Origin of the sequence: Floridaenema evergladense BLCC-F167 (assembly GCF_041929205.2) — a bacterium.
GTDB classification, from domain to species: Bacteria; Cyanobacteriota; Cyanobacteriia; order Cyanobacteriales; family Aerosakkonemataceae; genus Floridanema; species Floridanema evergladense.
Window position 1 is genome coordinate 426,101 of sequence record NZ_CM171625.1, and the last position, 26,208, is coordinate 452,308.

Here is a 26,208-nt window from a genome sequence, read left to right on the forward strand (position 1 = left end):
CCCCAAAGCGTTAGCGACTGATGCGATCGATCAACCAAAGCGCTACAATAATTCCGGCAAAATGTCCAGCAATGGTATTAATATTTGCTTGTACTGCCAGAATATCTAAAGAACTAATCAAACGAGAAGGATCGGCATAAATGGCGGTTTGAACTTGAGAAATCGATCTTGCTGCTAAAGAACCAACGATCGCCCAAGCACCGAGAATAGTTAATAACATTCCTACTAAATTAATGATTAACCCCATGCGGAGGATCGGGATAGTTTCTGCTTTCCGGGGACGCATAGTGGGATTGGATGATTGCAATTGTCTGCCAATGCGAACATAACGGAAACCCATGTAAACACCAATACCCAAACTGACAATTCCACAAATTGCCAAAAACACACCAAAATTAGTTCCCGGATTACCACTGTTGGGACTATTGGTATTAGGTGAACGACTGAAAACAATAAACAACAGCAACACAACTATAGAAATTACACCTAACACTAATTGCAGCCAGAAACTAGTCCAGCCTGCAATGCGGAAAGTTCCGGCTATTTGGCGAATAGCCGCAGGAACTGATGAGGAATCTGATTTATTTGCCATACCGATCAACCTGTTAGCTAATTTAAGATAAAAAGGAATTGCTGCGATCGCTTTGCTTTCGGTCGCTATACGAATCCTCAGTTCATTTTAGTATTGTCCGATTTGGCTAGAGTAAGTCAACAAAACAAAGTGTTCGTAAATAACATTGTCGATCGCCTCTGATGCCCTGTGATTTCCCCAAAAACTTAGAAAAACAGTTAATAACTTGCGGTACTTTAGCACTGTACCACCAAGCAGTCTTAACTGATAAGGGAGTGCCAGACCAAAGAAGCTGGCGAGCTTATGATACTCATAATCCCATCACCAGCAGAGGTCTATGCTCTAGAAATAAATTATCCTTAGTAAAACCCTATGGTATGGATAGAGAACACCAAGGAGAAAAGATGCGTCTTACTAGGCTAAATCTTTTTAGAAACAATAAAATATAAGAGTTTCAAGTGATTCTGTTACACCTAGCGTGAAATTGAACGCCGATCGTTCGCTTTACTTTGTTTTTCTTAGCTGAAAGGATTCTATTCCAAGCTTTATAGATTGGCAATTAAACTTTCAGTGAGAAGCAAGGCAAAATAATTTTCTGAATCGGCAAGCAGACTAACAATTGACTGTCTAAAATTGATCGTAATATTCAGCAGTCTCCCATCGGAAAAAATACAATCTCATCATCATTGATGCTGATACTGATGAGTTCCATAAACCCAGATTAAATTAAGACTAGCTGGCTATTCTGATGATGAAGAGATCGGTTCGTGTTCAACGCAATGCAAATAAAGCAAAAAACAATGGAGTGTTAAGCGGGTTATGCAAATGAAATTCGACGATATTTACCAGTTTTTCGATAATCCTCCCCCGATTTACTTGACCAAGGAGTTAGCTGTTTGTTACGTTCTTTCTGTATTAGCCAGGGGAGAATCCTACGGAACCGAACTAATTCAGTTAATCGAGACGGAATATCCGGCTTATCGTCTTTCGGATACAGTGCTTTACAGCGCTTTAAAGTTTCTGGAAGAGGAACAGGCAATCAGCGGTTACTGGAAAAAGGTGGAAGGGCGGGGTCGTCCCCGGAGGATGTACCGCATCAAACCGGATTGGCGAGAACAGGCACAGAATTTAGCGGGTCTTTGGCATGATTATGCGACGAAAAATCACCAACCTGGTGAATTGAGTAACCATCGGGAACCTGTGAAGGAGGTTTCAGAGAGAACGTAAATTTATGTAAAGTAAAGATACTTCTCTGATTGAGTTTCTAGAATGATTACGACGATTCTTTCTTCAACTTTGCTGCTGACGATACTGCTAGCGATCGGGCTATTCTTCTTTATCAGGGCTTCTGTGAAGGATAGGACACAAGTAATGAAATTGATGTCCACAGAATCCACAGATTCGCTTTTAGCCCAATTGCAGCAGTATTTCAGGCAGAGATCTTATAAGGTCGTCGCTTTAGATGCCACGCAAAACCAAGTAACTTTTGCCGGATTCGTGCGTCCAAGTTGGTTTTTAGCAATTTTCTTAACTTTTTTGGCGGCGATCGGAATTCTTTGCTTGGTTTTGGTGTTATCATTTCTATTCCCCCAGATAGGTTTACTATTTTTAGGTTTGGAACTGTTGTCACCTGTCGCAGGCATCTTCTACTGGCAAAAAGCTGGTCGTCAAGAGCAAGTTTCGCTAAAGTTGGAAAGTGCAGCCGCAGAAAATACCCAAGAAACAGAGAATCTAATTACTGTTACTGGGCACAGAGATGAATTATCCGTTTTACAAGCAACTTTAGGCTGGCAACAAGTTCCGTAGCGGGTAAGGGAACAGGCAGAAGTCAGAAGGCAGAAAGTAAAAAAGTCCCTTAGTCCCCCAAAATTGTATAACCCCATTCAAACCAAGGTTTGAATGGGGTTGATTTAATATTTTCACTTAGCTAATCCGAGACGATTCTAATTTGGTTGAATTTGCCACAGAAATCCTAATGAGTTTTGTTTTTCCATCGCCCCTTAAAATCTCATCTCTGCCTGGGGGTATGGGGTAATGAGCCGTTCTTTGGGTTTGTTAAAACCCTTCTTAGCCTTGCCCTGCTAATTAACTCCATACCCTGACACCTGATTCACCATTGAGTTAATTCTGGTTGAATAAGGGGTAAATAGCAGAATTGAGAGGAAAATTGTGGTTATTTCCCACCCATTTTTTAATTTATCTCTTCAGACTGCTGGTACTGTGGCTAGTTGGGGTTTGTCGCTTGGGTGTTCTAACTCCCGCAAGCTAGGGAACAAGAAATGGTTTTCTTCCACGTACTGCGCCCCGAATAATCCCTTTTCTGCCCAAAAGTACCGATCTGTAGTATGCTCGTTTCGTTTCACTAGCAATAATGCAGGTGGTAAAATCCCTTCGGCTTGAATAAATTTTCGTGCCGCCGTTACAGGTTTTTCTTGCCCACTTTCGATGCTATATTGAGGCACGTGCTCAAGAATCCTCCGGCCTTCTTGGCGACGACGACTTTTCCGCTTCCGTCTCCTTGCCAAGCTGTCTACCTCCTCTTTAAGGTAATAATTGTAATGATATTTACAAAACCGTCGCAAGTATATCGGCTTGAGTAAAAAAAATCAAGTTTTATTAACCCTTTGATACAAAACTTTCAGTCGATAGAGTGCATAATGAAAAATTTTGATGAAGAGGGATTGAAAGGGTAGAATAATTAGACGGTTTATGGTATCAGGCTGGGGTGGTGGTGGGAGAAACAGTCTTGGGAGGGAAGTGTCCTACAGGAAGTGCTAGAGATGATGGAAGGAAGGTGATAATAAGTTTAGGTGAAGTGAAAAAGCATTTATGGCATTAATCATTGCCTGGATTGGATATATTTTATCTCTTCACATCTGATGCCCCAAGAAAACTAGCTGATGGTTAGTTAGGGCAGTTTATTAGGCAAACTATTATTGATTGTATAGGCCGATCTGCTATGTTGATGCCTGCCAGTTCAGAATTCGTAACTCTTTGTCAAGCGCAGGTTGATTTGTTGAGGCAATCTTTGGGTGCGGCTTTATGTGCGGTTTATGTGACGCAGGAAGTGGTGGAACAGAAGGAGACTAAGTTAATTCCGATCGTGGCTTACCCGGAAGCTGGGGTAATTTGGGAGGAGAGACGATCGCTCAGTTTGTTGCCAAAAGAGTTGCAAGGAATGAATCCGAAACGGCGTTTACCTGCGGCTGAGGATGAGAATGAGTTAATTTTGGATCGGTGGGCGGGGGATGAGGGGAAGGATAGTTTTTTGCTGCAACAAAGACAGATTGTTTTCCCGCTGATTCATCAGGAGGTGGTGATGGGTTTGTTGGTGACGAGTCGGGGGGATAGGGCGTGGAATGAGTCGGAGAGGAGTCAGATTGAGGAGATTGCTCAGACGATCGCGATCGCTTGTATTCTAGATCGACGTTCCCAATGGTTGGAGCATAGATTTAGCGAACAACAACGTTTGCAAGCGCAACAAAATGATTTGTTACATAATCTTTTACATCAGTTACGAAATCCTTTGACGGCGTTAAGAACTTTTGGAAAGTTGCTGGTGAAAAGATTGGGTTTGAATGATAAGAATGGGGAGTTTGCGGCTAATATTTTACGAGAGAGCGATCGGATTCAAGATTTGTTGCAACAGTTCGATCGGGTAATTGATTTAACTGATGATGTGAATGAGTCACCAGAAGATGGATTTTTGGGTGATTTGGTGACAATTTCTCCGGTTGAGGCGAAGGTGGAAACAGAAAAGGCGAAGAATGTTAAGCAACCTTTGCTGTTATTACCGGAGTCAGGGTTGATGGAAATTCCGAGTTTGTCGGCTTGTTCTTTGGTGAAGGTTTTAGATTCGGTTTTGGCTGCGGCTGAGGCGATCGCACTTGAGCGAAACTTAACTTTTAAAGCGGAAATTCCCGATCGTTTACCCATTATAAAATGTGATAGTAAGGCTTTAACGGAAGTTTTGAGTAATATTTTAGATAATGCTTTGAAATATACGCCTTCTGGGGGCAAAATTTTTGTGGAAATTAAGCGGAAAAATACCGCTGATGGTAAGTTTTTGGGCGTAGCGGTGAGCGATAATGGTTCTGGTGTTCCGACGCAAGATTTAGAGCATTTGTTTGAAAGAGGCTTTCGAGGAGTAAAAGAGAATACCGAAATTCCGGGGACTGGTTTGGGTTTGGCGATCGCTCAAGAATTAATCCAACAAATGCAAGGAAAAATAGAGGTTTTTAGTCCTGCTAAACATCCAAAAATCAAGCAATTAGGAACTACTTTTATTGTTTGGCTACCAGAATTTAACTGATACTAATTCTCTATGAAGATGCGCTTAATTCACCCCACCCGAAACCCCTCCCCGTCCACAGAGAGGGGCTATGATTAAGCGGTAAGGAGTAATAAATAGTTCGTTGCCAACTCTTTATTGTTCCCAACAGACTAAGCTAATGAGCTATTTAAGAACTAAATCGGAGTTTAAAGTTAGGGTAAAATCACTATTAGGAAATATCGTAATAATTGTGGCTTTCTCTTGATTGCGAAACGTGCCAATTAATGCGTCAGAAGAACCAAAGCCAGAATTTAATAAGACTTGTTGGGAAGCAACCAGCGGGTTTCCCGACATCGCAACAAAAGCTGCTGCTGCTGCTGTACCCAAAGCAGAATTTTTCACAATTCTGTCAACTTTTTGGTTTTTAGAAATTTCGGAAGTTCTGTCAATAATTCTCGAACTAGCGCTAATTTCAATTCTTTGACCATCCGATAAAACTAACTCTTTAGCGACGAATTGAGCAGTTTTTTGATCTTGCATTGTTACTAGTTCGCCAATAATTTGACTGCTGGCAGGAATTAAGTAACTGGCGTTAAAAGAAGGGGCGTTTCGTACTAAAGTTAGAGTTAAAGTAATTGGCCCAGGTTCATTAGGTGCAACTAGGATTTTCTTAGCTACATTGTAACTTACTGGAAGTTTTGTTCCTGCGGGAATTCTAATAGCAATTTGTCTTCTAGGTCTTTCTTCTTGCTGTAAGTTAGGATTATTTTGAGCGAAGTTAGGAGATGGTAAAACTAAAGGTATGGTTGTAGCAAACTTGATTGACAAAGCAATTAGTAGAACTTTTTTCGTGCTGGTGAAATTACCCTTATACATAAAGTAACTCATCACAAAACTAGGTTTAATGAATTTTACTACTAATTTGATTTATTTACTCATCTAGTCGGGTTTTAGGTTGAAATTCGGTTGTCCTTAGCCTTCTAATTATCCAATCAAACCTAGCTCTGGCGAGGTTAATGTTTTCTAAAAGGTAAGGATGCAGTTGTTCTAATTCTACTTCTTCGGTTTGAGCTTTGCCGTAACCTAATTGACTGACTAAACCACGCATTCTCAGAGAAAGTAGAATTGCTAATGCACGGTAAAAGCGGGAAGCAAAGCTAATATCGAATTGAAGTTTTCTGGCTAATTCTTTACGAGGAATGGACAAAACTAAAGAGTTTTGTGAAGAGGTAACTGTAGCAGATGGGGGACGAAAATCGATGAAAGACATTTCGCCAACAACTTCGCCGCTTGTTAGTGTAGCAATTTCTTTACCCCCAAGGGTAGAAACAGAAACTGTTAAAGTTCCTTCTAAGAGAATATAAATTGCATCTACGGGTTTTCCTTCTTCAATGAGCACAGTGTTGGCTGTAATTTCTTGCCATATACTTGTTTGAATTATCCAGTCAACGTCATCATCGCTGAGTTCTCCCAAAATTAAGAAAACTTTTTCCATAAATGATTTCCTGGTAAATTGATGCTAAGGATAGTTAAATAATTTCTAAAAGCACCCTAATTAAGCAATTCGAGGCGGAAAATTCAGATTAAAGAAAGATGTTTAAAGATAGCGACCCTTCTGGAAATATGATTATTGCAGGTTGTCAGTACGATCGCTCACGACATATTGCTCTATCACGACAGACGATGATTCACCGCAAAATTTTATTGTATAAGTTTTTTTGTTTTCTAGGGAAGCTGTCAATAAATATTAAATAAAAAAGCGATCGCTATGACAAATTGTAGAGCGATCGCTTTTTGCTTGGAAAGATTCGTGCATCTAGATGCCTCTGTTGTACCCTGGATCGTAATTTCGGTTATTATAACTTGGATTATAATATGGGTCACTGTAACCTGAATTGTAACCAGGGGCGCGTCCAAAAGAATTAACTACTAAGTCCGAGTCTAATCTAAGATCCAGGTCGTTGTCAGGATCGATGACTACAACTCTATTGGATCGGTTGCGTCCTCCTAAGAGTAATCCGCCTACAGTTCCTACGCCTGTACCTGCGAGAACTTCTAATGCGTCGATGCGGCGATCGCCTGTAACGCCAGCGATTAATGCGCCAGCAGCAGAACCAACAGCTGCACCTGCTAGGAGACTGGTAAGATTTGTACCTTTGCGAACTTCTTCGGTTCTGGTAATGATGTCAGAGGAGGCGTTGATCGATCGGCGTTCTCCATTGGGTAAAATTAAATCTCTAGCCACAAATTGAGAACCACCACTTGCTGGTCGTAATTGTCCTGTAACTTGACTTCTAGCAGGTATTAAAATTTCTCCATCACGAGAAACTACATCGCGATCGATACTCAGAGTTAAATTAGTAGTTTCATTAGGAGAAACCACAATTTTTTCTGCTGAATCATATCTGACTTGAATCGCTGTTCCCGCAGGAATTCTGTAATTACCTCTTTGACTAATTGAATCTCGGTATTGTCCCCAAGCAGGAGAAGCAATTAAAATTGGTGCGATCGCAGAAGCGCTCATTCCCAAAGCAACAATTAGCGCTGTTGTTGATTTCCAGTTGCGAATTTTAAACATTCTTTAGCACCCTCCTGGGTTTTCTCTGTTGAACTTTTTGACGCTGGTTTAAAAGGTTTGTTTCCAATATTTTTTAAATTGATTGAGAGCGAGTTTGTAATTACTTTTTTCTAGATTAACAAGGTTAATATTGAAGTACATCAACCATTTGAGGTACAACTATCTATAGATATTTTATGTGATTGGCTAGGAGATTTTTCTGAATTGATAAAGACGTAGAGCGCAAAAATTAGTTCCGGTAAATCTATATTTTTTCTTACATTGAAGATGAAATAGTTTTTCTTTCCGGTAAAATTGCTGAGGTTAATTCATAGCATAACAGTTGATGGAACCAACGGAAGAACAGTATTTAATTGTCAACGCCCTAGAAACTCTGGAACTGCTCATCAGTAGCCGTTATGATAGAGAAACGGGACATTGGTATATTTTGACTACTAGTTCAGCATTACCAATTTCGATGATTTTGCCAAATGGTGAGATTGTACCAACTACATGGGAGTCATAAAGATGAGAGAACCAACAGAACTGGAAAAGCAGCAGTATTCAAGATTTAAAGAGTTGTTTGAGTTGGGAAGAAAAAGATATTTAGATGCTGGGGGTAATCCTCGACGTAGTGCAAGTGCGATCGATAATGATGATTATTTAACGGAAGAGGAAAGGCAAGAGTTTTTTAATTTAGGGCGACAAGTTTTTGGTGTAACTGTTAAAGATGGATATGTTCATTGTCAGGGAAAGTCTTGGAAATTGCCTGATAATTCATCTTTGCTCAAAAATGAAGTTGAGGCGTAATTTTCAATTAAGTAGTATTGGGGGGAAAGAATGGGGATGTGTTTTGGCGATCGCACTCTCTCCATTTCCCAAATTTCTGAGTTCACAGAGGCTTTAAAGCTGATAGCAGAGGAGTTTTTGGAGATGTGCGATCGACCAGTCGAATTTGATTCTAATAATTTATTCAATGTAATCCGCCATTTCGTGAATAACAAATTGGCTCTCCCCTACTTGAAGTGATAAAAAAACCTAATAAATGATTCCTAAAGATTGTGGTATTTGGACTTTAGCTTTATCAGAGGTACAAAAACTAACTTATTAACCTCAGATCGTTGAGATCCCCACTAATCAAGCTAAAACACAAACTGATTAGCAAAATTTATCACCGTAAGTACGGGAGAGCCATTATGAAAATAGTAGTAAATCTTGATGAATCAGAAACAATTGACCCGATCGATCCGATCGGCGATATCATGCTAACCGATGATACAACAACTATTCAGGAAAAATCCACTTATTTAGACTCTTGGTTTGATGCTTTAATTACCGGACTGAAAACTGTGACCCAAGGTAAAAATATCGCAGTTGAAATTGTCGAAGAACCAGAACTAATTGTATTTGAACCTTGGGGGGAAGGAATGCGAATATCTTATGGCGATCGCACTCTCTCCATTTCCCAAATTTCTGAGTTCACAGAGGCTTTAAAGCTGATAGCAGAGGAGTTTTTGGAGATGTGCGATCGACCAGTCGAATTTGATTCTAATAATTTACTCAATGTAATTCGCAATTTCGTAAATAACGAATTTCAGCCACAAATGACTGAAGAAATGTTGAGATAATCCCAGTCCCCAGTTCCCTAAGTTGAGATATCGATCGGCACTAACACCTGAGACAGAATTCTGCCATCATCGAGAATATAGAGATTGAGGAAACCTCCGATCGCACTGATGAGTAACTGACAAATTCGCAGGTGTAGTCCGGGGGGTTGGCGCAAAGTATGAGGCGCTAAATCATCTTTTGGTTGCTTTTGTAAATCAGCAATTAATTGTGGATCGATATTACCAGTGTCAGTAATCGACAACTCCAAAAAATAGTCAGAATGGAAACATTGCGGATAAGGTATTCCCGTATCTTGGGCGCTTAGTTGACGATACCAAATATCGATTCTTCCACCTTCTTCGCCACGTTGACAGGCAGCTAACAATAGTTCGTAAACTACTAACTGTACCAACGTAGAACCCCGATTGAGTAACAACGCCGCAGAATTGACAGCGGTTTTTCCTTGTTTTTCAGTACGCCAGTCTCCGACATCATGTACTTTTGCCCAGAGACGGCGACTTTTAATTAAGTCATCTACCCGTTCCAAACTCCGACGCAGCAAACTTGTGACTCGAATCGGATCTTCTGACTGCGATCGTAAAACAGAATCCGTACTCCACAATTCCCTCGCCAGCATTCTCGAAAGTGTTGCTAAAGAACCGCCTAAATGAGAACAAAGTTGTTGATAGCGCACTTCTTGGGCAGCTTCTTTGGGAGCAAGAGAGACGAATATCTTTAAAGTAGATGCTACAGTGCGGCAAAAATCTTCGATCGCCCGATGTTTATACCAATTTAAGCATTGCAGTTCTTGGCGTTCTTGCTGCAAACTACTACTGCTAAAAGATGCTCGGCGGAACCAAGCAAATTGTGCTACAAGTAAACCGAAGGCTGGTAGAGCACTTTCAGGCCAATGAAAACCTAAGCTATTACAAAGCACTACTACACCTGTGGGGAAATGTTCCGGTGTAGTTCGCAACGCCATAACGATAATTTCTTCAACTCCTGAACCTGTTAGCCATTGTCTAGTATTAGGCGTTAGTTGTTGAATATTTTTGTAGAGTAAACCATCGGTATTTAAAGCTTCTTGAATCAATTCATCAGTGTAAATTGAAACAGTTTGTTCGGTGTTGATGGCAAACTCAGCACTAGGAGGTGTTGTCGCCGTAATTTTGGCTATTTCATCCCCTGGTTGCCAAGAAACTAAGACAGCTACAGGTGCTTCTAGCAGACTAGCACAAGCCCGTAAAGCACTTTCTTCCAACTGTTGCAGGTTTTGGTAGTTTTGCTGCATCATGCTTAAACCCCACTGCAATGTTTGGTAGATTCTTTGTTCCCTGGCAGATTGTTTGTAAATTTGCCATTGCTGTAAGATTAAGCCGATTTGTTGGCTAACTATGCGAAAAACTTCTTTTTCTGCGGCAGAAAAAGTACGGGCACTTTCACAGGTAATCATTAACAAGCCTTTAAGCGATCGACCAATACTAGTGTTACAAACTAAAACGCTTCGTACTCCTGCTTCTAAAAATCCGTCTCTCCAAGAAAGTAATTTTAAATCTGTTGCTAAGTCTTCTATTACTACTGATTCTGAACTACGTTCTAGTAATTTCCAATCTACATCGCTTAAATGAGGCAATATATAAGGATTTTCTGGGGAATTAGTGGGATTATTTACTCTGCTTTCTTTGCCGTTACGTTTTGCTGGTTTACTAGTGGAACCTAAAGGTCGGCGATTACTGGGATGATTTTGATAGCAGATTTCAAATTGTTTGTGGTCGCTATCAAAAAGTAATACTAAAAATCGCTCGGATTGAAAACGTTCTTTTAGCCGATCGCTAGATTCCTTTAAAGTATTCAACCAATCTTCATCGCTATAAATACCTTTAGCTATTTCTGCTAATAATAATTGGTCTTGCTTGGTTTGCTTAATTGTAGTTTCCATTTGTTCGATCGGGGAAATTAAAGCAATTATTCTGGCAGCACCTCGTAAGTAATTTTTTTCTTCCTCTTTCCAAATTCGCGGTTCGTTACCTTCTACTGATAAAAATCCTAATAGTTCATCTTGTAAAAGAATTGGTGCAGCCAGTAAGGATCTAGCTCCCATTCTCTGCAATAATCTACTAGTAACGTCAGCCTTTAGAGAACTCAAACTTTCCCCGATCGCCACAATTTGATCGCCCAACATGGCACTATAAAAACTGCCTGATTCTTGGACAGTTATCCCGGAAGCTGGTTGTTGACTATCGCCAGCAATCCCCGCTAAACGATTACTCATATAACGCCAAAAGTAGCGTTTATCTGGTTCAAACCAGTAAATATTTGTCCGAGTTGGGTTGACAAAGTGATGGGTTTCTGAAACGATCGCTTCTAGTCGCTGCAACATTGTCGGCAGAGAAGGCAACTTCTGCATGATTGCTAATAAAGGTTCATCAGGGCGCTTAATCCGCTGGTGATTCCAATTAATTTCAATCTGATTTAATGAAGCGGCTAAAGTGCCTAAAAGTACAGATAATTGCGCTTTTTCTTCCGCTTGCGGCGAAATTCCCCAACCTAATAATCCCAACAAAATTACACCAAAACAGCGGTCGCGATGGCGAATCGGAAAAATTAAAGTTCCCCGAATCTTATAATTAATTGCTGCTTTGCGCCATTCTCCCGCCCGATTTGCGTCTCCTAAATCGGGAACGCCGATCGGTCTTTGCTGGATGACTACCTGTTCTAATAGATCGCCAGGTTGCAGGAAAAACTTTTGCTTCAAAAAACTCACATCTCCATTTGGGGCAATTCCACCTTTACCCAAAATGCGGTGTTCTATGTGATCGTACAAACCTAACCAAATTAAATCGTATTGAAATTCTGATTGGAGATAATTTAGGGTGGTTTCAATTAGTACATCAACGTTTTCTTCTTCCCGAAGGATTTGAAGAACCCGACCCAAATTAACAATTTTTTTATCTTCAGAATATCGCTTTTGTTGTTGGGCCATTTACTGTCACTCCCGTTGGGTAATGGGTAGTCGATAATGGGTTGGTAATTAAGTAATTAGTTAAAGTAGTGGACAGCGATCGGCAGAAGCTATAACTTGCACCAGTTTACTAACTATAATGTGCTGTCAGGTAAAAATTTAAAGGATCGGTGAAAAGAAAAAAATTTTCACTATTTCCTAAAAACCTTTTCCCCAGGTAATAGGTAAAATTTACTTACCATCTACCACTTAATAGCTTTGGACATATATCAAGCTGTTTTACGCCCCATTGTATTTTCTGGATTAAAAACCGATCCAGAATTTTTGCATAAACAATTTATGCAAATTTCGACTTGGTTGGATTGTCATAGCGATCGCCCCCCAAGTAGTTGGATACTCAACCAACTACAACAAAACTTCTCGATTGTAGATGCACGTCTGGAACAAACTATTTGGGATTGCCCAAATCAAACGGAAGTGCGATCGGAAAATCCAACTCAGTCTTCAGTTATTATTCCCCAATCAGCGGTGTTTAAGAACCCTATGGGATTAGCAGCTGGATTTGACAAGAATGGTAAGGCATCCGGTGTATGGTCAAGTTTTGGTTTTGGCTACGCTGAACTTGGTACTGTCACCATGAAACCTCAACCGGGAAACCCGACTCCACGCTTGTTTCGGCTGTTGGCAGACAAAGGCGCACTCAACCGTATGGGTTTTAACAATGATGGTGCAGCAGCAATGGCAACCGCACTAACCACAGCTTTACAAAGACGACCCAGACTTATCCCGATCGGAATTAATCTCGGTAAGTCTAAGGTAACACCACTCGAAGAAGCAGCCGCAGATTACCTGGGTAGTTTTCGCCTGTTAAAAGATTTAGGCGATTACTTTGTCGTTAATGTCTCCTCACCCAATACTCCAGGTTTAAGAACTCTGCAAGATGCGCCTATGTTAGGTGCAATCTTGTCTGCTTTGCAACAAGAAAACCAGAAGCTTAATAAGCCAATTCTAGTCAAAATTGCGCCCGATTTGGAATGGGATGCAATTTTAGATGTTTTAGATGTTACTTTATCTCATAATTTGGCAGGAATTATTGCTACAAATACTACTATTAGTCGTGAAGGTTTAAAGACTAAAGTTCTGCGGGAAACGGGAAATTTAATTAAAGATGAAGCTGGTGGGATTAGTGGTTTGCCTTTGAAAGCGCGATCGACCCAAGTAATCCGTTTTATTAGAAAGGAAACAAAGGGAAAATTGCCCATTATGGGTGTCGGGGGAATTTTCACCGCTGATGATGCTTGGGAAAAAATTACTGCTGGCGCTTGTTTGTTACAAACTTATACTGGTTGGATTTATCAAGGCCCTTTTATGGTAAAACGCATTTTAGAAGGCTTGTTGCTGAAGTTGGAAGAAAGGGGTTTGTCGAATATTTCTCAAGCAGTGGGATTAGAAGAAAATTGAACCACGTTCGCGTAGCGTGTACGTAGCACGTAAGACACGAATGTAATAATTTGCAATATCTGTGCGATCGCTTAAGGAATATTTGGGAAAGCGATCGCACCTACTAGCTTTATTCGATATTTGGATCTAAGGTAGATTTTTCACCAGAGAAAAACTCTAAATCTAAAACCTGTTCTAAACTGTAAGGACATTGAGCAGGAAAATCTTTGTACTTAAAAGAAGTTTCCCGCACGGCTAAATCTACACCATCTTGATAAGCTTTTTCTAAAACTTCCGGTAAATAAGGTTTTAAACTAAGACTTTGATCCAGCAAATCTCGAATTCGGCGGCGTTGTTCTCGCAGTGTAGAAAACCAAATTTTAGAACGGTAATAAGGCTGAAATTCCCATTTAAGTAAATGTCCTAATAAAACTCCCAAACGGTTTCTTAATTCTTGTCTTTCTTATTTACCCAAAGATTCTATCTCCTCAACCAAATTTGCAATATCTAAACAGTCCCAAGCACCATTACGCAGAAACTTTGCTTGTTCTTGTGTCCAGGCGTGAAAATCTATCTCATATAGTTCAGCCATAAAACTTTATCTCATCAAACTAAGTAGTAATTGCTTTCATTATTCACCAATTATTGTACATGAAAAATTTTAAAGCAATCTGTAGAGACGTTTCATGAAACGTCTCTACAATTTTTGTAGCGTTAAATTAAGTTAAAATCGCCATAGCTTCACCCACTCCCTAAACACTTACCATGAAACTTACTGTCAAACACTTAGAACAAATCCAAGAAATTCTCCAAAAAGAACAACTCGACTACCAATTAGAATTAGATGATGGGAAAATAATCATTATGGGGCCATCTGATATCCAATCTAGCGAAATAGGTGCTCAGTTTTGTCGGTTACTTGGCAACTGGGTTTATCCTCGGCGTTTGGGACGAGTTTTAGATTCAAGTGGTGGATTTATTTTGCCAAATTCTGATTTAAAAGCGCCAGATGTTTCTTTTATTGCGGCGGCTAGACTGCGGCAAAGTCCTCGTTATTTTGCTCAAATGGTTCCTGATTTAACTGTTGAAATTAAATCACAGAGCGATCGCATTCCCCCACTCCAAGACAAAATTCAACTCTTTCTCACTTTAGGTTCTCAAATTGGGATACTTATCGATCCCGATCGCTTAACTCTAACAATTTATCGTCGCAATAGCGAACCAGAAATATTAACTAACTCAGATATCTTAACTATCCCAGAATTATTTCCCGGTTGGGAACTGCCTATTTCTGAACTTTGGCCTCCCGTATTTGAATAAATTCTAAGCCACAAAAATATCTTTCATTTCCATAAAAGTTACTTCCCAAACTAACCTAGATTGAGCATATTTTTGCAATAGCTTTTTAGTTTTTTCTAACTTTTCAATAATTACTGTATGACGGAATTCCTGCCAATAATATTGTTGTAAATAATCGGCTAACCAAAGTTGTGCTTCCGTATCTAAATCTTTATCAATATCTCGTGCTAAATCTAAAGCTTGGCGCAAACTTTGCGGGACTTTTCTTACTTTATTTAACAATTCTTCGGGAATCGCTTGTAATTGTTGCCAAGCAAAAATTGCTTCTCCCGGACTTCCTGCTGCTAATGCTAAAACTTCTGGATGTTGTAAAATTTCCTGGTTCCCGGTTTTGGTTAATACCTGTTCCATTGCTTCCTGATTTAACCGATTAAACGGGATTCTTTGACATCGGGAAATTAAAGTCGGTAACAAAGATTCAACCGCAGGAGCAATTAAAATTATTGTGGCTTTTCCCGGTTCTTCTAAGGTTTTTAATAAACCATTTGCCGCCGCTTCTGCCATACTTTCGGCTTGTTCAATTACCACAAAACTTCGGGAAGCTTCCAAAGGCGGACGACCTAAAAATTGGCTAACTTCCCGGATTTGTTCTAAGCGAATTTGTGGTGGTGCTTTGCGTTTTACACCTTTTTCCGCTGCTTCAATTGCTGAAATTCTGACACCATTATGTAAATATGTCGGTTCTAACCAAAGTAAATCGGGGTGATTTCTCAGTTGAATGCGTTTTTTTATTACCGCACTCTTTTCTGCTCTTTTTTCGGGAGGTAGGGAATTGTAAAATATCAATTCAATGAAACAACTAGCTGTTAAACTGCGTCCAATCCCGTCAGAACCAGCAAATAAATAAGCAGGAGCAATCCGGTTTTGAGCTACTGCTTGTTTGAGTAATTCCACTGCTTTTTCTTGACCGATAATTGGCTGAAAAAAGTCCATGCAAATATTCAATCTAAAATCTAAAATCTAATGGTTGTACCACTGAGTAAATTTTGTATTTAAAATTATTTGGATTTGTTCGGCAATTAATTCTTCATCTTGGTTGGCATCTACTCTAATGATTCGCAGGGGATGAGCTTTGGCTAATTCTGTAAAACCTTGTTGTACTCGAAGGTGAAAGTCTAAGTTGGCTTCTTCCATTATGGTGACTTCCCCTTGTTCGCGCTTTCGTGCTAAACCAATTTCCACATCAATATCTAGCCAAACAGTTAAATCACTTTTTAATCCATTGGTAGCTACATCATTAAGCTGAGAAATTAAGGATAAATTAAGTCCTCGACCATAACCTTGATAGGCGATCGTAGAATCAGTAAAGCGATCGCATAAAATCACCATACCCTTGAGCAAATTTGGCTTTAACAACTCCTCAACGTGCTGCGCTCTATCCGCAGCATACAACAACAATTCCGTTCTCTCCTGAATTGTCTTCTGATTACCTCGCTCTAGCAACAATCGTCGCAACTCCAAACCCAAACTTGTCCCACCTGGTTCCCGCGTCACCATTACTGGTTCACCTTGAATTCGTTCTCTGAGAAATTCCCCCCAGCTACTTTGAGTTAACCAATCACGTAACCGCCGCAACTGAGTAGTTTTACCACAACCCTCTACTCCCTCAAAAACAATCAGTTTGCCAGACTGTCCAGAATTATTCCCTGAAGACTTAGAAGTTTTTACCATTTCCTGCTGATTTCCTTGACCCATTTTCCTGAATGTGAACATAATTTAAAGACAGTCCTAGCAGAATAATAATCTTGGCAAAAGAGGGTCAAAACATATCTTTGATCTCCGCAAAGGTTAGGTATTATAAGAGGGTCTTAGAACAAAAGCCGGAGGAATTGATGGCTCGTTACACTAGCTCCTATATAGTTAGCCTCCCCTTCGCAAAAATAGGCGAATTGGTGGTAGAAGTTTTAACATCCTGTCCGTTAGAAATCACCTATAACACAGGGGATTACATTATGGCGAAGGAAAAGCCAGGACAGGTGACATTTTCCAAACTCGTCAGCGTGGAAATTCTGATCGAACGTACCACTTCAACGCCGAAGGAAACCAAGTTTACTTTGGTAGTAAATAACACGGAGTTGCCCTTGCAAGTTGATAACCACTGCTATCAAATGTTTCAATTGGTGAGTCAGGCGCTTGTCGGCTGTCGCAATTGGCAAATCATTGAACCAGTAGCCGGATAGCTGCCTAAGCTGTAAGAGAGTTTAATATAAATTTATCCGATCGCAGGAATCGGTATCAATCGTCAAAACTAGCAGGATTAATCAATGTAATGTCATAAGGGTCTTCAAGCGGTCCTGTGGGTACAGTAGTGTCTGGTTTCATCTGATAATAAGTCGCTTTTACACCTGGACCGAAGACCACCTCATCCTTATCTTTTAGGTCATGAGCAGCCATTTTCCGGCTGTTAATAATTAAACCATTGGAACTAGTCTTACCCTTAGCATCTCCATCTACAATCCGGTAGGCATAAGTGCCATCTTTTTTGGGTAACTGAAGTAAAGTAGCATGACGACGCGAAACAAACTGCGAGTATAACCGAATATTACACTCTGGGTCTCGACCGATAGAATAAACAAGCTTAGTAAGTACGAACTCTTTACGCCCCTTGTCATCCTCTACCATTAAGATGTGTTTACCTTGTGAGATCGCCATTTAAAAACCTATCCTGTCATGAATTAATAACAATATCATCCAAGTTAGTGTCAAAATCAATTAACTAAATCACTTTCAGAGAAAGACACAGTAAAAAGAGCAAATAATAATAAAGTTTCTAACAATTTGACCCTTTTTACTGTATGGTGTCTGATATCAGTTAATCACTGGTTTTGTTTTGACTCCGAGCGAAGCGACGTAACAATAATGAGTTAGTCACTACACTAACAGAGCTAAAAGCCATCATTGCACCAGCAGCAGACGGACTGAGTACTAGCCCAAAGTTGGGTAACAAAATGCCTGCGGCTACAGGTATTCCCAAAATGTTATAAGCAAGTGCCCAAAATAAATTTTGACGGATTTTGTTAAAAGTGGCACGGGAAAGTTTAATCGATGCCACGATATCCATGACTGCATCCCGCATTAAGATTATTTGAGCGCTTTCGATCGCTACATCTGTTCCGGCGTGCATAGCAATACCCACATCTGCTTGAGCTAAGGCTGGTGCATCATTGATACCATCACCAATCATAGCTACTCGATGACCTTGACTTTGGAGATTAGCTACCGTTTGCGCTTTGCCATCTGGTTGCACTTGCGCCAAAATATCGGCTGCATCAATTCCCAATTTCTCGGCAACTACTACAGCTGCTTTTTGCCGATCTCCAGTCAGGATCATAACTCGCAATCCTAGTCGCTTCAAAGCGGTTACTGCTGTAGCAGCATCAGGTCTTACTGAGTCGGTAAAAGCAATCAATCCTAACAGACTATTGCCAGCTGCTAGATAAACTATAGTTTTTCCGGCATCTGCTAATCTGTTGGCTTTTTGGCTCAAATTTGGCTCAATTTCTATGCCATGCTGTTTCAGCCAGGTTTCAGTTCCGACTAACACTAACTGCTGTTCGATTATTGCAGATACACCTTGTCCTGGTTCAGTATAAAATTCTTGACCAGCGGGAATCAATAAACCAGCTTGAGTTGCTGCTTGGTTAATGGCGGAACCTAAAGGATGGCGACTACCGCTTTCCGCTGCTGCGGCGAGTTGTAGGAGGGAAAAGTTAGCTAAAGGCGAGTAATTTGCTGTTACATCTGGATTGGGAATGCAGTCAGTGACGGTAGGATAACCGCTAGTGAGAGTCCCGGTTTTGTCGAAAACTACTGTATCTATTGTGGATACTCGTTCTAAAACGTCTCCACCTTTAATTAGTAATCCCATTTCTGCGCCGATGCCAGTTCCCACTAAAATGGCTGTTGGGGTGGCTAGTCCCAAGGAACAGGGACAAGCGACCACTAAAACTGCGATCGCTAATTTTAAACTCAACAGTAACGGTGATAACTGATGAGTTAGATGATGTGCGCCATGATTCATGGCTCCATTAACTAAAACATCGGGCCAAATCCGAGTTCCGGCAAAGTACCAAAATAAAAAGGTAAGAGTAGCTATGGTCATGACACCGTAGGTAAAGTAACCTGCTACGGTATCGGCTAATCTTTGCACTGGTGCTTTGCGAATTTGAGCCGTTTCAACTAGGTTGACTATTTGTGCTAAGGTGGTATCCTTTCCTGTACGGGTGGCTCGTATAGCGATCGCTCCACTTTGATTCAAAGTTCCCGCAGCGACAAAATCTCCTTTTGTCTTACTCACAGGAATAGCTTCTCCGGTAAGCATTGACTCGTTTACAGTTGTTTGTCCTACCACTACTTCGCCATCGACAGGAAACTTTTCTCCGGGTAATACCTGTAAAAATTCTCCCACACGCACTCGATCGGCAGGAATTTCGACGCTATTTTGTCCAAATGCTGCCACACTAGGATCGGCGATTAATCTAGCCTGGGGCGGTTGTAGAGAAAGTAAGGCTTCAAAAGCAGCAGCAGCTTTTCCTCTAGCTTGTTGTTCCAAGGTTCTACCTAAGAGGATAAAGCCTAACAGCATTACTGGTTCGTCAAAAAAGCATTCCCAACCTAATTGGGGAAATAGTAGCGCGATCGTACTCGCAGTGTAAGCAGTGGAAGCCCCCAAACCAACTAAAGTATTCATATTGGGCGCATTATGCCGCAGTCCGCGAAACCCATCTACTAAAATAGAACGACCTGGCCCTAATAAGGTAGCGGTAGCTAGTCCCCAGTGAAACCAGAATGAAGTGAGAATGGTGGAATGTTCGCCTGGAACTAGGGAATGTCTGGTAAAATGACCGATTCCTGACAAAATAATCAGAATTGTGGCTATTACCAGTTGTTTAATTGAAGATTTTATTTCCTGACGGTGGCGATCGGCTGGACTAACATAATCGCTGTTAGTTAGCTGATTTTGGGAAGTTCTCGGTTGACTAGGGAAACCTGCATCTGTCAATTTAGCGGCTAAAGTAGCAGGTTCGACTTTACCGGATTTTACTTCACAAACTGCCACTTCTGTAATCAGGTTGACACAGGCAGAAATCACGTCAGGATGTTGTGTCAGCTGATTTTCTACAGCTTTGACGCATCCAGCACATTTCATCCCTGTCACATCCAGGGTAATGGTTTCTGATTCTGGGTGAGGGTTGGCGATCGCTAATTCGCTCTGCACTTGCATAGACTTTATAATTTACCGTGACACCTACGCGCTTCATTAGTTTACCTATTTTGAGGGTAGGTCAAAGGTAGGTTAATTGGCTGTAAATCCACAACTTTTTTAACTCTACCTGGAAACTGAGGTTTTGATAGGTTCGCGTTTTTACACGCCACTACCTAAAATAAACAAACTAATCAAAGTTCCACTATTCCAAAGACTGTGGAGGAAAATAGATGCTAGGAGATTGCGCGATCGAGTATACACTACACCTAAAACCATGCCCAAAGTTGTTAATGGCAGAACTTCGGAAAGGCTGAGATGGGCGATCGCAAATATTAAACTACTAGCAATTATTGCGCCCCAAACTGGCAAATAACGAGTTAAAGAAGGCAACAAAAATCCCCGAAATAGGAGTTCTTCAAATATCGGTGCTGCGATCGCAGCAGTGACAAAAAATATTGCCAAAACTACCAAATCTTTGGTTTCCAAAGCTAAAGATAACAACGGATTACTACCACCTTGTCCCTGCCAAATTCTTTGGTTAATCAAAGAAATTAAAATCACCAAAGGCAAAGCCGCCAAATAGCCACCAAATCCCCAAAATAACCATTTATCTAACAGTTTAAACCGAAACCATCCTTCAGGTAAAGGTAGGAAAGATTTAATAGACACATACAAAACCGACAAAGCAGCAGCAGCTACTAGAACATAATTAACAAAAACTAAAAGAGCTTTAGACCGTAAATCGAAAGTTGTCGGGTCGAGATTTAGCAATTTCAGCGTTATTGGTAGAACCAAAATAGACACCAAAATCTGCATCAGAAAAAAGCCAGCAACAAACACCTGTAAAATAGTTTCCCCATCCCAAGGAGTAGAAAAAGTTAAATTGCCATTTTGCGCCAAGAGAGAATCCTTACCTTTTATTGCTCTTTGAATTAACAAGAAAAGCAGTAATCCCACTCCTATTAAAAATCCTATTGTCGGTACAGCCCCCACAATTGCTAATTTTAAAATAGCTTGTTCAGCCATTTTTTGTTCTGCTGCTATAAGTTGCGCTAAAGCCTCATCTCTTTGTTGTAAATAGTAGAGTTTAGTTAAAGCTTGATTGCGAAACCAACCATCTAAAGATTTTTTAATTATCGACTCAGAATTAGGTAGAATTTGTGGTGGTGTACTCCACAAACCAAGCAAAACTTCAGCACTTTTCAAAGATTCAGAATCAGAACTTTTTGCTTCTAATGTTTGAATTTCCGATCGCCAAGTCTCAACAGCACCTTTTCTTTCTCCTTGTTTAGCTTGTAAAATTCCCAACCGCAAATCTACTTGATTGATGAAATCTTCTAATTGGGTAATTGTTCCTTTCAGTTGTTTAGTTTCATCTGGTAAAAGTTCCGCTTGCGCCTTAGCTTTTGCTAAATTAGTCTCAGCTTGTTCTCGCGCTTCTTGATACTGCTTTTGGGCATTTTTCAAAGGTTCCGCGCCAATTAAAGCATCTCGCAAAGATTTACTATTTGCATCCTCTCCTGGTTCCCCTTGCCATTCGGTTGCGTAAAGTAGTAAATTAGTTTGGTACAGTTCCAAACGGCTTTGAATTTGCGGTTGTTGCCAACTCCCCAACAAAGATGGGCCAATGAAAAACACAACTAAAAAAACAGTGAGAACCCCTAAAATTATCCTTTTGAGTGTCATTTAATTCTCCGCACTTTACCCTTACCATTAAAGCTTATTTGGGATCTAATGAGTGTAGCTGTTGATGTCTCTGTTCTCAAAATCTTACTAGTTCAGTTTAAACTTGACCAAAATAGAAAGTATCTGTATTAGGATCGATCGCAAATCGTATCCTCTCCAAAAATCCATTTAACCCAATAAAAGAAGGAAAATTACCCCAATATTCCTCAACTTCCGGCACAAAAACCGTAGAGTCTACATCTAAATCTGTACCATATTTAGCCTGTAATTTTATATTCAAACGAACTATAAAACCCTCCAGTCGCATTCCTCTAATTAGCATCGTTCTTCTTTCCAGTGCTGATATTATATCGACTCCAGCATCAGCAGCGACTTTTGGCGCACAAATGACATAAGGCGCACCCGTATCCAGCACAGCCAAAGTTTTAATTCCTTGAATTTATACCTCAAAAATAATACGATTTGTCGTTTCTGTTGAGGTTGCAGGACGATAATCATAAGTAAGCGATCCTGTTGCAAAAAATTCGTTATTTGGAAATAGTATTACCATTAGTTTAATAAATTGCAGTCACCAATATACCTGTATTTTTTATATCACCTACCTGTTTGATTACTTCATCGTGATTTTTACCAGATGCCAAAAGTTGACCATTTTTAATAGCCACCCATTGACCGCGATACTGAGTGCAGTTGTTCTTGATCCATTTCATATTTTCTCCTATTTCAGGATGCCCTCCCCGATCGACAGTAGTAATCTTAGCAGGAGCTAAAATATAAGCATACTTTTGTAATTCTTTATGTTCGGGATAATGCTTCAGTCCTTCAGTTGCTATCTGCCATGCTGCTTTCCAATCATAGCGATCTAATTCTCGATCGGCTGCACTAATATATTCTTCAGGTGTGTTATAGATCATTGTTAATCTACTCGTTTTCATCAGATTTTACAGTTACAGTTAATTTTAAGCCCAACTCTTCTAACCAAAGACTTAAATTGTATATTTCTGCGCTACCTTCGACGGATAAAATGCGATCGAGTTTTGCCAAATGCTGTTCATTACCAAGTGCTTCCGCCACATCTTGCAACGCCGCTTTGAGTAAATTTGGTTCTGGATCTTTTTCTTCTAAAATAGCTTCGATGTAAGCAGCAGCATATACAGGATTTTTCAGCCGTTCAATTAAAGATTCGTGATAACTTACACTTTTACCCATGTTCTCAACTCCGATAATTTTCCCAGTACATTTTAGCAATTGAAATATCTTGTTCTTGGGTATTTTTATCTCCTCCGCAAAGAAGAAGTACGATAGTAGATCCTAGCTGTCCAAAGTAAATTCTGTAGCCAGGGCCGTAGTCAATTCTTAACTCAAAAACACCTTCACCGACAGAACGATAATCTCCTAAATTACCTTGTGTAACACGCCTGAGTCTGGTATCAATCTTAATTTGAGCTTTCTGATTACGCAGGGAATTAAACCACTCCTCAAAAGGAATTCTCCCATCAGGAGTGACGTATCGTTGAATTTGTCTTGGTTGAGCTTCCATGATTTAGATTGTAATCGCGATCGCAAATTTAACAGCATCGAAATGTCCCAGCATGAGGTAAAATCTTCTTGACACAATGATGCTCTGTCGTTCCCTCACCTAAAACCTTTGTGGAGGATAAACCCCTGTCAACTCGCGTTATCCTTGTCCGTCACGGACAAAGCAGCTACAACAAAGAAAAAAGAATCCAAGGTCGCTTAGATGCGTCTATCTTAACGGAAGAAGGTCGTGCTACTGCCGTTCAAGTTGCTAACACCCTCAAAGGACTGAAATTTGCTGCAATTTATAGCAGTCCTTTACAACGTGCTAAAGAAACAGCATTAACTATTGCTTCCTGTTTAGAAACATCAGATTCAACTTTAGTAGAAGTCAAAGATAGTTTGATGGAAATTCATTTACCTCTTTGGCAAGGAATGTTAAAAGAAGAGGTCAAAGAAAAGTTTCCTGAAGATTACAAATGTTGGAAGCATCGCCCTCATGAATTGCGGATGTTAGTGCCAACAGAAACAGGCGAAACAGCAGAATATTTTCCGGTACTAGCTTTATTTGAACAAGCTAAGTTCTTCTGGAAAGAAATATTACCGCGCCATCAAGGTCAAACAATTATGATTGTGGCGCATAACGGGATTAATCGCTCTTTAATTTCTACCGCAACAGGCATTCCCCCAGCTTACTATCATTCAATTCAACAGTCGAATTGTGGCGTTAGTGTTTTGAATTTCCCAGATAATTTCTCCTTCGATGGAACGGGAGAAAATAGCAAAGGAGTTCAACAGGTACAACTTGAATCAATGAACGTAACTACTCATTTAGAGGAAAGTTTACCTAAACCTCGCCCCAGTCACAAAGGCCCCAGGTTATTATTAGTTAGACATGGAGAAACTGAGTGGAATCGGCAGAAAAAATTCCAAGGTCAAATTGATGTTCCTTTGAACGACAATGGCAAAGAACAATCAAAAGCAGCAGCAGAATTTCTGAAAGATATAAAAATTGATGTGGCTATTACTAGTCCATTATTGCGCCCGAAAGAAACAGCCGAGATTATTCTGAAATATCACCCAGAAATTGAATTAGAGTTACTTCCTGATTTGCAAGAAATTAGTCACGGACTTTGGGAAGGAAAGTACGAAAGCGAGATTGAAGAGGGATATCCCGGTTTGTTGAAAAAATGGCAGAATGCGCCGGAAACTGTACAAATGCCAGAAGGGGAAAACTTACAACAGGTTTGGGAAAGAGCGATCGCAGCTTGGCGATCGATTATAGTTAAATATAGCCAACAACCAAAAACAATTTTAGTTGTTGCCCATGATGCAATTAATAAAGCCATTCTCGCCCATTTATTCAACTTAAGCCCCGCACATTTCTGGAACTTTAAACAAGGCAATGGTGCTGTCAGCGTCATCGATTATCCTGATGGAATAGAAGCATTACCAGTCCTAGAATCAATGAATATTACCTCTCACTTAGGCGGAGGAGTTTTAGATAAAACCGCAGCTGGCGCATTGTAAAAGTTTTGAGTTTTGAGTTTTAAGTTTTAAGTTTTTGAGTTAAAACTTAAAACTGTTGCGGCAAAAGCCTTAATCATTTGTTTAGTTGTCAGCTATCATTATTTACTCTCGAATGACAAATGACAAATGACAAATGACAAGTGATAACTAAACTAATGACAAATGAATGAATTACTCCAACAAGTAAGATTACTAGACCCTGTTTCCGGGACAGATAAAACAGCTGATGTTTTAATTATTGATGGTTACATTAAAGCTGTAGAAAATCAGATTTATGAGTTTCCGTCCGATACCCAAATACGGAACTGTTACGATCTAATTTTAGGCCCAGGTTTAGTAGACCTTTACAGTCATTCTGGAGAACCAGGATTTGAAGAACGAGAAACCTTACAATCATTACAAAAAGCTGCTATTTCTGGAGGTTTTACCCGTCTTGCCATCCTCCCAGATACTTCACCTCCAATAGATAACCTTGCTGCTGTCGCCAACTTGCAAAAAACTTGTCCTCAGTTGCTTCCTTGGGGCGCAATAACTCAAGGTGTCCAAGGTCAACAAATGACCGAAATGGTAGAATTAGCCGATGCGGGAGTGGTAGGTTTTGCTGATGGTAAACCTATTGTTAATTTAGCTTTGCTGCGGAGAGTTTTAGAATATCTTCAACTTTTAAATAAACCGATCGCACTATGGGCATCGTACCCCGAATTAGTCGGCAATGGGGTAATGCGAGAAGGTGCTAATTCCATTCGTTTTGGACTATCGGGAAACCCTGCAATGGGAGAAACTTCCGCCCTTGCTGCTTTGTTGGAAGTTGTCGCTGCTGTGGGTACGCCAGTCCACATTATGCGAGTTTCTACTGCTCGTAGTGTACAACTAATCGAGGATGCCCGATCGCGCGGTTTGCCCATTACCGCTAGCACAACTTGGATGCACTTATTATTAGACACCGAAGCGATCGCCACTTACAACCCATCATTAAGATTAGAACCGCCTTTAGGTACACCGAATGACCGTTTAGCCTTGCGACGGGGAATCAAGCAGGGGATAATTGATGCGATCGCGATCGATCACGCACCTTATACTTATGAAGAAAAAACCGTCGCTTTTGCAGAAGCCCCTCCTGGTGCCATTGGTTTAGAATTAGCCTTACCCTTACTCTGGCAAAATTTAGTAACAACGGGCGAAATTTCCCCCTTAGAACTCTGGCGACTTTTGAGTACTCGCCCCGCCCAATGTTTACAACAAACTCCTCCTAAAATTAACCCAGGTTCCCCCGCCGAAATAACTCTTTTTGCCCCCCAAGAAACCTGGCAAGTAAATATTAACAATCTTTCTTCACTAGCTACGAATACCCCTTGGTTAGGCAAAGAATTAACCGGAAAAATTTTACAAACTTGGTGTTAATTTTGAAGGTAGGGGAAAGTTTTGAGTTTTGAGTTTGGGAGAGTTTGGGGAGTTTTGAGTTAAGAAATTTCCCCCTGTCCCCTTGTCCCCTTTTCTC

The 26,208-nt window shown here is 40.4% G+C and carries 27 protein-coding genes and 1 pseudogene; 12 read left to right on the top strand and 16 right to left on the bottom strand.

The genetic code is table 11. The features are described 5' to 3' along the window. Nucleotides 1-10 precede the first annotated feature (10 nt). A complete protein-coding gene (locus tag ACE1CA_RS01975) occupies nucleotides 11-592 on the bottom strand; it encodes a DUF3611 family protein (protein WP_413275372.1) in 582 nt (193 codons plus the stop codon). A gap of 804 nt (nucleotides 593-1,396) precedes the next feature. Between ACE1CA_RS01975 and ACE1CA_RS01980 the strand changes: the two genes are divergently transcribed. Beyond that, nucleotides 1,397-1,798: a PadR family transcriptional regulator gene (locus ACE1CA_RS01980; RefSeq protein WP_413275373.1), complete on the top strand. Its 402-nt coding sequence runs from the start codon at nucleotides 1,397-1,399 to the stop codon at nucleotides 1,796-1,798. A gap of 42 nt (nucleotides 1,799-1,840) precedes the next feature. Next, entirely contained in the window at nucleotides 1,841-2,377 is a 537-nt protein-coding gene (locus tag ACE1CA_RS01985; protein WP_413275374.1) for a cofactor assembly of complex C subunit B, read from the top strand. A gap of 398 nt (nucleotides 2,378-2,775) precedes the next feature. Here ACE1CA_RS01985 and ACE1CA_RS01990 read toward each other — a convergent pair whose 3' ends face one another. Then, the gene (locus ACE1CA_RS01990; protein ID WP_413275375.1) at nucleotides 2,776-3,096 is read right to left on the bottom strand and encodes a DUF3155 domain-containing protein; all 321 of its coding nucleotides are present in this window, start codon (nucleotides 3,094-3,096) and stop codon (nucleotides 2,776-2,778) included. Nucleotides 3,097-3,530: 434 nt separating this feature from the next. Between ACE1CA_RS01990 and ACE1CA_RS01995 the strand changes: the two genes are divergently transcribed. Continuing rightward, the gene (locus ACE1CA_RS01995) at nucleotides 3,531-4,883 is read left to right on the top strand and encodes a GAF domain-containing sensor histidine kinase (RefSeq protein WP_486517620.1); all 1,353 of its coding nucleotides are present in this window, start codon (nucleotides 3,531-3,533) and stop codon (nucleotides 4,881-4,883) included. A gap of 144 nt (nucleotides 4,884-5,027) precedes the next feature. Here ACE1CA_RS01995 and ACE1CA_RS02000 read toward each other — a convergent pair whose 3' ends face one another. The 3 genes from ACE1CA_RS02000 to ACE1CA_RS02010 form a co-directional block, all read right to left on the bottom strand. Further along, nucleotides 5,028-5,732, bottom strand: a complete 705-nt coding sequence (locus ACE1CA_RS02000; protein WP_486517621.1) for a hypothetical protein — start codon at nucleotides 5,730-5,732, stop codon at nucleotides 5,028-5,030. 43 nt (nucleotides 5,733-5,775) lie between these two features. Continuing rightward, nucleotides 5,776-6,339 (bottom strand): cyclic nucleotide-binding domain-containing protein, encoded by a 564-nt coding sequence (locus tag ACE1CA_RS02005; protein ID WP_413275378.1) that lies wholly within the window; start codon nucleotides 6,337-6,339, stop codon nucleotides 5,776-5,778. A gap of 321 nt (nucleotides 6,340-6,660) precedes the next feature. Then, on the bottom strand, nucleotides 6,661-7,422 hold the full coding sequence (locus ACE1CA_RS02010) for a hypothetical protein (protein WP_413275379.1): 762 nt from the start codon (nucleotides 7,420-7,422) through the stop codon (nucleotides 6,661-6,663). A gap of 325 nt (nucleotides 7,423-7,747) precedes the next feature. Between ACE1CA_RS02010 and ACE1CA_RS02015 the strand changes: the two genes are divergently transcribed. The 4 genes from ACE1CA_RS02015 (at nucleotide 7,748) to ACE1CA_RS02030 (ending at nucleotide 9,029) form a co-directional block, all read left to right on the top strand. Continuing rightward, a complete protein-coding gene (locus ACE1CA_RS02015) occupies nucleotides 7,748-7,927 on the top strand; it encodes a hypothetical protein (RefSeq protein WP_413275380.1) in 180 nt (59 codons plus the stop codon). A gap of 2 nt (nucleotides 7,928-7,929) precedes the next feature. Further along, nucleotides 7,930-8,211, top strand: a complete 282-nt coding sequence (locus tag ACE1CA_RS02020) for a hypothetical protein (RefSeq protein ID WP_413275381.1) — start codon at nucleotides 7,930-7,932, stop codon at nucleotides 8,209-8,211. Between the two features lie 30 nt (nucleotides 8,212-8,241). Continuing rightward, nucleotides 8,242-8,430 carry a hypothetical protein gene (locus tag ACE1CA_RS02025; protein ID WP_413275382.1) on the top strand — a complete coding sequence of 63 codons (189 nt, stop codon included), beginning with the start codon at nucleotides 8,242-8,244 and terminating at the stop codon, nucleotides 8,428-8,430. 167 nt (nucleotides 8,431-8,597) lie between these two features. Next, on the top strand, nucleotides 8,598-9,029 hold the full coding sequence (locus tag ACE1CA_RS02030; protein ID WP_413279250.1) for a hypothetical protein: 432 nt from the start codon (nucleotides 8,598-8,600) through the stop codon (nucleotides 9,027-9,029). Between the two features lie 17 nt (nucleotides 9,030-9,046). Here the strand turns inward: ACE1CA_RS02030 and ACE1CA_RS02035 are convergent, their stop codons facing one another. Further along, entirely contained in the window at nucleotides 9,047-11,992 is a 2,946-nt protein-coding gene (locus ACE1CA_RS02035) for a GAF domain-containing protein (protein ID WP_413279249.1), read from the bottom strand. A gap of 237 nt (nucleotides 11,993-12,229) precedes the next feature. Here ACE1CA_RS02035 and ACE1CA_RS02040 point away from each other — a divergent pair, with 237 nt between their 5' ends. Next, the gene (locus tag ACE1CA_RS02040) at nucleotides 12,230-13,432 is read left to right on the top strand and encodes a quinone-dependent dihydroorotate dehydrogenase (protein WP_413279248.1); all 1,203 of its coding nucleotides are present in this window, start codon (nucleotides 12,230-12,232) and stop codon (nucleotides 13,430-13,432) included. A gap of 109 nt (nucleotides 13,433-13,541) precedes the next feature. Here the strand turns inward: ACE1CA_RS02040 and ACE1CA_RS02045 are convergent. Then, nucleotides 13,542-14,003, bottom strand: a pseudogene (locus ACE1CA_RS02045) (DUF29 domain-containing protein). A 173-nt stretch (nucleotides 14,004-14,176) separates the two neighbouring features. Between ACE1CA_RS02045 and ACE1CA_RS02050 the strand changes: the two are divergent. Further along, nucleotides 14,177-14,731 carry a Uma2 family endonuclease gene (locus tag ACE1CA_RS02050; RefSeq protein ID WP_486517622.1) on the top strand — a complete coding sequence of 185 codons (555 nt, stop codon included), beginning with the start codon at nucleotides 14,177-14,179 and terminating at the stop codon, nucleotides 14,729-14,731. A gap of 3 nt (nucleotides 14,732-14,734) precedes the next feature. On the opposite strand, the gene ACE1CA_RS02055 is transcribed toward ACE1CA_RS02050, so the two are convergent. Next, entirely contained in the window at nucleotides 14,735-15,703 is a 969-nt protein-coding gene (locus tag ACE1CA_RS02055) for a DNA polymerase III subunit delta' (protein WP_413281937.1), read from the bottom strand. Between the two features lie 27 nt (nucleotides 15,704-15,730). Then, nucleotides 15,731-16,441, bottom strand: coding sequence for a dTMP kinase (gene tmk, locus ACE1CA_RS02060; protein ID WP_413281940.1), 711 nt, complete (start codon nucleotides 16,439-16,441; stop codon nucleotides 15,731-15,733). Between the two features lie 161 nt (nucleotides 16,442-16,602). On the opposite strand from tmk, the gene ACE1CA_RS02065 reads away from it, so the two are divergent. Next, nucleotides 16,603-16,950, top strand: coding sequence for a hypothetical protein (locus ACE1CA_RS02065; protein ID WP_413281936.1), 348 nt, complete (start codon nucleotides 16,603-16,605; stop codon nucleotides 16,948-16,950). 55 nt (nucleotides 16,951-17,005) lie between these two features. On the opposite strand, the gene ACE1CA_RS02070 is transcribed toward ACE1CA_RS02065, so the two are convergent. From ACE1CA_RS02070 to ACE1CA_RS02100, 7 genes are all read right to left on the bottom strand, one after another. Next, nucleotides 17,006-17,422: an FHA domain-containing protein gene (locus tag ACE1CA_RS02070; protein WP_413281935.1), complete on the bottom strand. Its 417-nt coding sequence runs from the start codon at nucleotides 17,420-17,422 to the stop codon at nucleotides 17,006-17,008. 160 nt (nucleotides 17,423-17,582) lie between these two features. After that, complete coding sequence (locus ACE1CA_RS02075) at nucleotides 17,583-19,994, bottom strand: heavy metal translocating P-type ATPase (protein ID WP_413281934.1); 2,412 nt, start codon at nucleotides 19,992-19,994, stop codon at nucleotides 17,583-17,585. A gap of 141 nt (nucleotides 19,995-20,135) precedes the next feature. Continuing rightward, entirely contained in the window at nucleotides 20,136-21,662 is a 1,527-nt protein-coding gene (locus tag ACE1CA_RS02080; RefSeq protein ID WP_413281933.1) for a CPBP family glutamic-type intramembrane protease, read from the bottom strand. A 97-nt stretch (nucleotides 21,663-21,759) separates the two neighbouring features. Continuing rightward, nucleotides 21,760-22,083, bottom strand: coding sequence for a hypothetical protein (locus ACE1CA_RS02085; RefSeq protein ID WP_413281932.1), 324 nt, complete (start codon nucleotides 22,081-22,083; stop codon nucleotides 21,760-21,762). A 133-nt stretch (nucleotides 22,084-22,216) separates the two neighbouring features. Next, a complete protein-coding gene (locus ACE1CA_RS02090; RefSeq protein WP_413281931.1) occupies nucleotides 22,217-22,576 on the bottom strand; it encodes a DUF5678 domain-containing protein in 360 nt (119 codons plus the stop codon). A 7-nt stretch (nucleotides 22,577-22,583) separates the two neighbouring features. Continuing rightward, nucleotides 22,584-22,871 carry a helix-turn-helix domain-containing transcriptional regulator gene (locus ACE1CA_RS02095; protein ID WP_413281930.1) on the bottom strand — a complete coding sequence of 96 codons (288 nt, stop codon included), beginning with the start codon at nucleotides 22,869-22,871 and terminating at the stop codon, nucleotides 22,584-22,586. A 4-nt stretch (nucleotides 22,872-22,875) separates the two neighbouring features. Next, a complete protein-coding gene (locus ACE1CA_RS02100) occupies nucleotides 22,876-23,202 on the bottom strand; it encodes a type II toxin-antitoxin system RelE/ParE family toxin (RefSeq protein WP_413281929.1) in 327 nt (108 codons plus the stop codon). Nucleotides 23,203-23,312: 110 nt separating this feature from the next. On the opposite strand from ACE1CA_RS02100, the gene ACE1CA_RS02105 reads away from it, so the two are divergent. Both ACE1CA_RS02105 and ACE1CA_RS02110 read left to right on the top strand, forming a co-directional pair. Further along, nucleotides 23,313-24,710, top strand: coding sequence for a histidine phosphatase family protein (locus ACE1CA_RS02105; RefSeq protein WP_459563735.1), 1,398 nt, complete (start codon nucleotides 23,313-23,315; stop codon nucleotides 24,708-24,710). A 162-nt stretch (nucleotides 24,711-24,872) separates the two neighbouring features. Next, nucleotides 24,873-26,111, top strand: a complete 1,239-nt coding sequence (locus ACE1CA_RS02110) for a dihydroorotase (protein WP_413281928.1) — start codon at nucleotides 24,873-24,875, stop codon at nucleotides 26,109-26,111. Nucleotides 26,112-26,208: the final 97 nt, after the last annotated feature.

Excerpts from the sequence above, each read along its gene's own strand:
- tmk (WP_413281940.1), bottom strand. The coding sequence starts at position 16,441 with ATGGTAAAAACTTCTAAGTCTTCAGGGAATAATTCTGGACAGTCTGGC.
- ACE1CA_RS01985 (WP_413275374.1), top strand. The coding sequence starts at position 1,841 with ATGATTACGACGATTCTTTCTTCAACTTTGCTGCTGACGATACTGCTA.
- ACE1CA_RS02015 (WP_413275380.1), top strand. The coding sequence starts at position 7,748 with ATGGAACCAACGGAAGAACAGTATTTAATTGTCAACGCCCTAGAAACT.
- ACE1CA_RS02090 (WP_413281931.1), bottom strand. The coding sequence starts at position 22,576 with ATGATCTATAACACACCTGAAGAATATATTAGTGCAGCCGATCGAGAA.
- ACE1CA_RS02075 (WP_413281934.1), bottom strand. The coding sequence starts at position 19,994 with ATGCAAGTGCAGAGCGAATTAGCGATCGCCAACCCTCACCCAGAATCA.
- ACE1CA_RS02050 (WP_486517622.1), top strand. The coding sequence starts at position 14,177 with ATGAAACTTACTGTCAAACACTTAGAACAAATCCAAGAAATTCTCCAA.
- ACE1CA_RS01975 (WP_413275372.1), bottom strand. The coding sequence starts at position 592 with ATGGCAAATAAATCAGATTCCTCATCAGTTCCTGCGGCTATTCGCCAA.
- ACE1CA_RS02110 (WP_413281928.1), top strand. The coding sequence starts at position 24,873 with ATGAATGAATTACTCCAACAAGTAAGATTACTAGACCCTGTTTCCGGG.
- ACE1CA_RS02100 (WP_413281929.1), bottom strand. The coding sequence starts at position 23,202 with ATGGAAGCTCAACCAAGACAAATTCAACGATACGTCACTCCTGATGGG.
- ACE1CA_RS01995 (WP_486517620.1), top strand. The coding sequence starts at position 3,531 with ATGTTGATGCCTGCCAGTTCAGAATTCGTAACTCTTTGTCAAGCGCAG.
- ACE1CA_RS02030 (WP_413279250.1), top strand. The coding sequence starts at position 8,598 with ATGAAAATAGTAGTAAATCTTGATGAATCAGAAACAATTGACCCGATC.
- ACE1CA_RS02010 (WP_413275379.1), bottom strand. The coding sequence starts at position 7,422 with ATGTTTAAAATTCGCAACTGGAAATCAACAACAGCGCTAATTGTTGCT.
- ACE1CA_RS02070 (WP_413281935.1), bottom strand. The coding sequence starts at position 17,422 with ATGGCGATCTCACAAGGTAAACACATCTTAATGGTAGAGGATGACAAG.
- ACE1CA_RS02000 (WP_486517621.1), bottom strand. The coding sequence starts at position 5,732 with ATGAGTTACTTTATGTATAAGGGTAATTTCACCAGCACGAAAAAAGTT.
- ACE1CA_RS02005 (WP_413275378.1), bottom strand. The coding sequence starts at position 6,339 with ATGGAAAAAGTTTTCTTAATTTTGGGAGAACTCAGCGATGATGACGTT.
- ACE1CA_RS02035 (WP_413279249.1), bottom strand. The coding sequence starts at position 11,992 with ATGGCCCAACAACAAAAGCGATATTCTGAAGATAAAAAAATTGTTAAT.
- ACE1CA_RS02055 (WP_413281937.1), bottom strand. The coding sequence starts at position 15,703 with ATGGACTTTTTTCAGCCAATTATCGGTCAAGAAAAAGCAGTGGAATTA.
- ACE1CA_RS01980 (WP_413275373.1), top strand. The coding sequence starts at position 1,397 with ATGAAATTCGACGATATTTACCAGTTTTTCGATAATCCTCCCCCGATT.
- ACE1CA_RS02020 (WP_413275381.1), top strand. The coding sequence starts at position 7,930 with ATGAGAGAACCAACAGAACTGGAAAAGCAGCAGTATTCAAGATTTAAA.
- ACE1CA_RS02065 (WP_413281936.1), top strand. The coding sequence starts at position 16,603 with ATGGCTCGTTACACTAGCTCCTATATAGTTAGCCTCCCCTTCGCAAAA.
- ACE1CA_RS02095 (WP_413281930.1), bottom strand. The coding sequence starts at position 22,871 with ATGGGTAAAAGTGTAAGTTATCACGAATCTTTAATTGAACGGCTGAAA.
- ACE1CA_RS02025 (WP_413275382.1), top strand. The coding sequence starts at position 8,242 with ATGGGGATGTGTTTTGGCGATCGCACTCTCTCCATTTCCCAAATTTCT.
- ACE1CA_RS02080 (WP_413281933.1), bottom strand. The coding sequence starts at position 21,662 with ATGACACTCAAAAGGATAATTTTAGGGGTTCTCACTGTTTTTTTAGTT.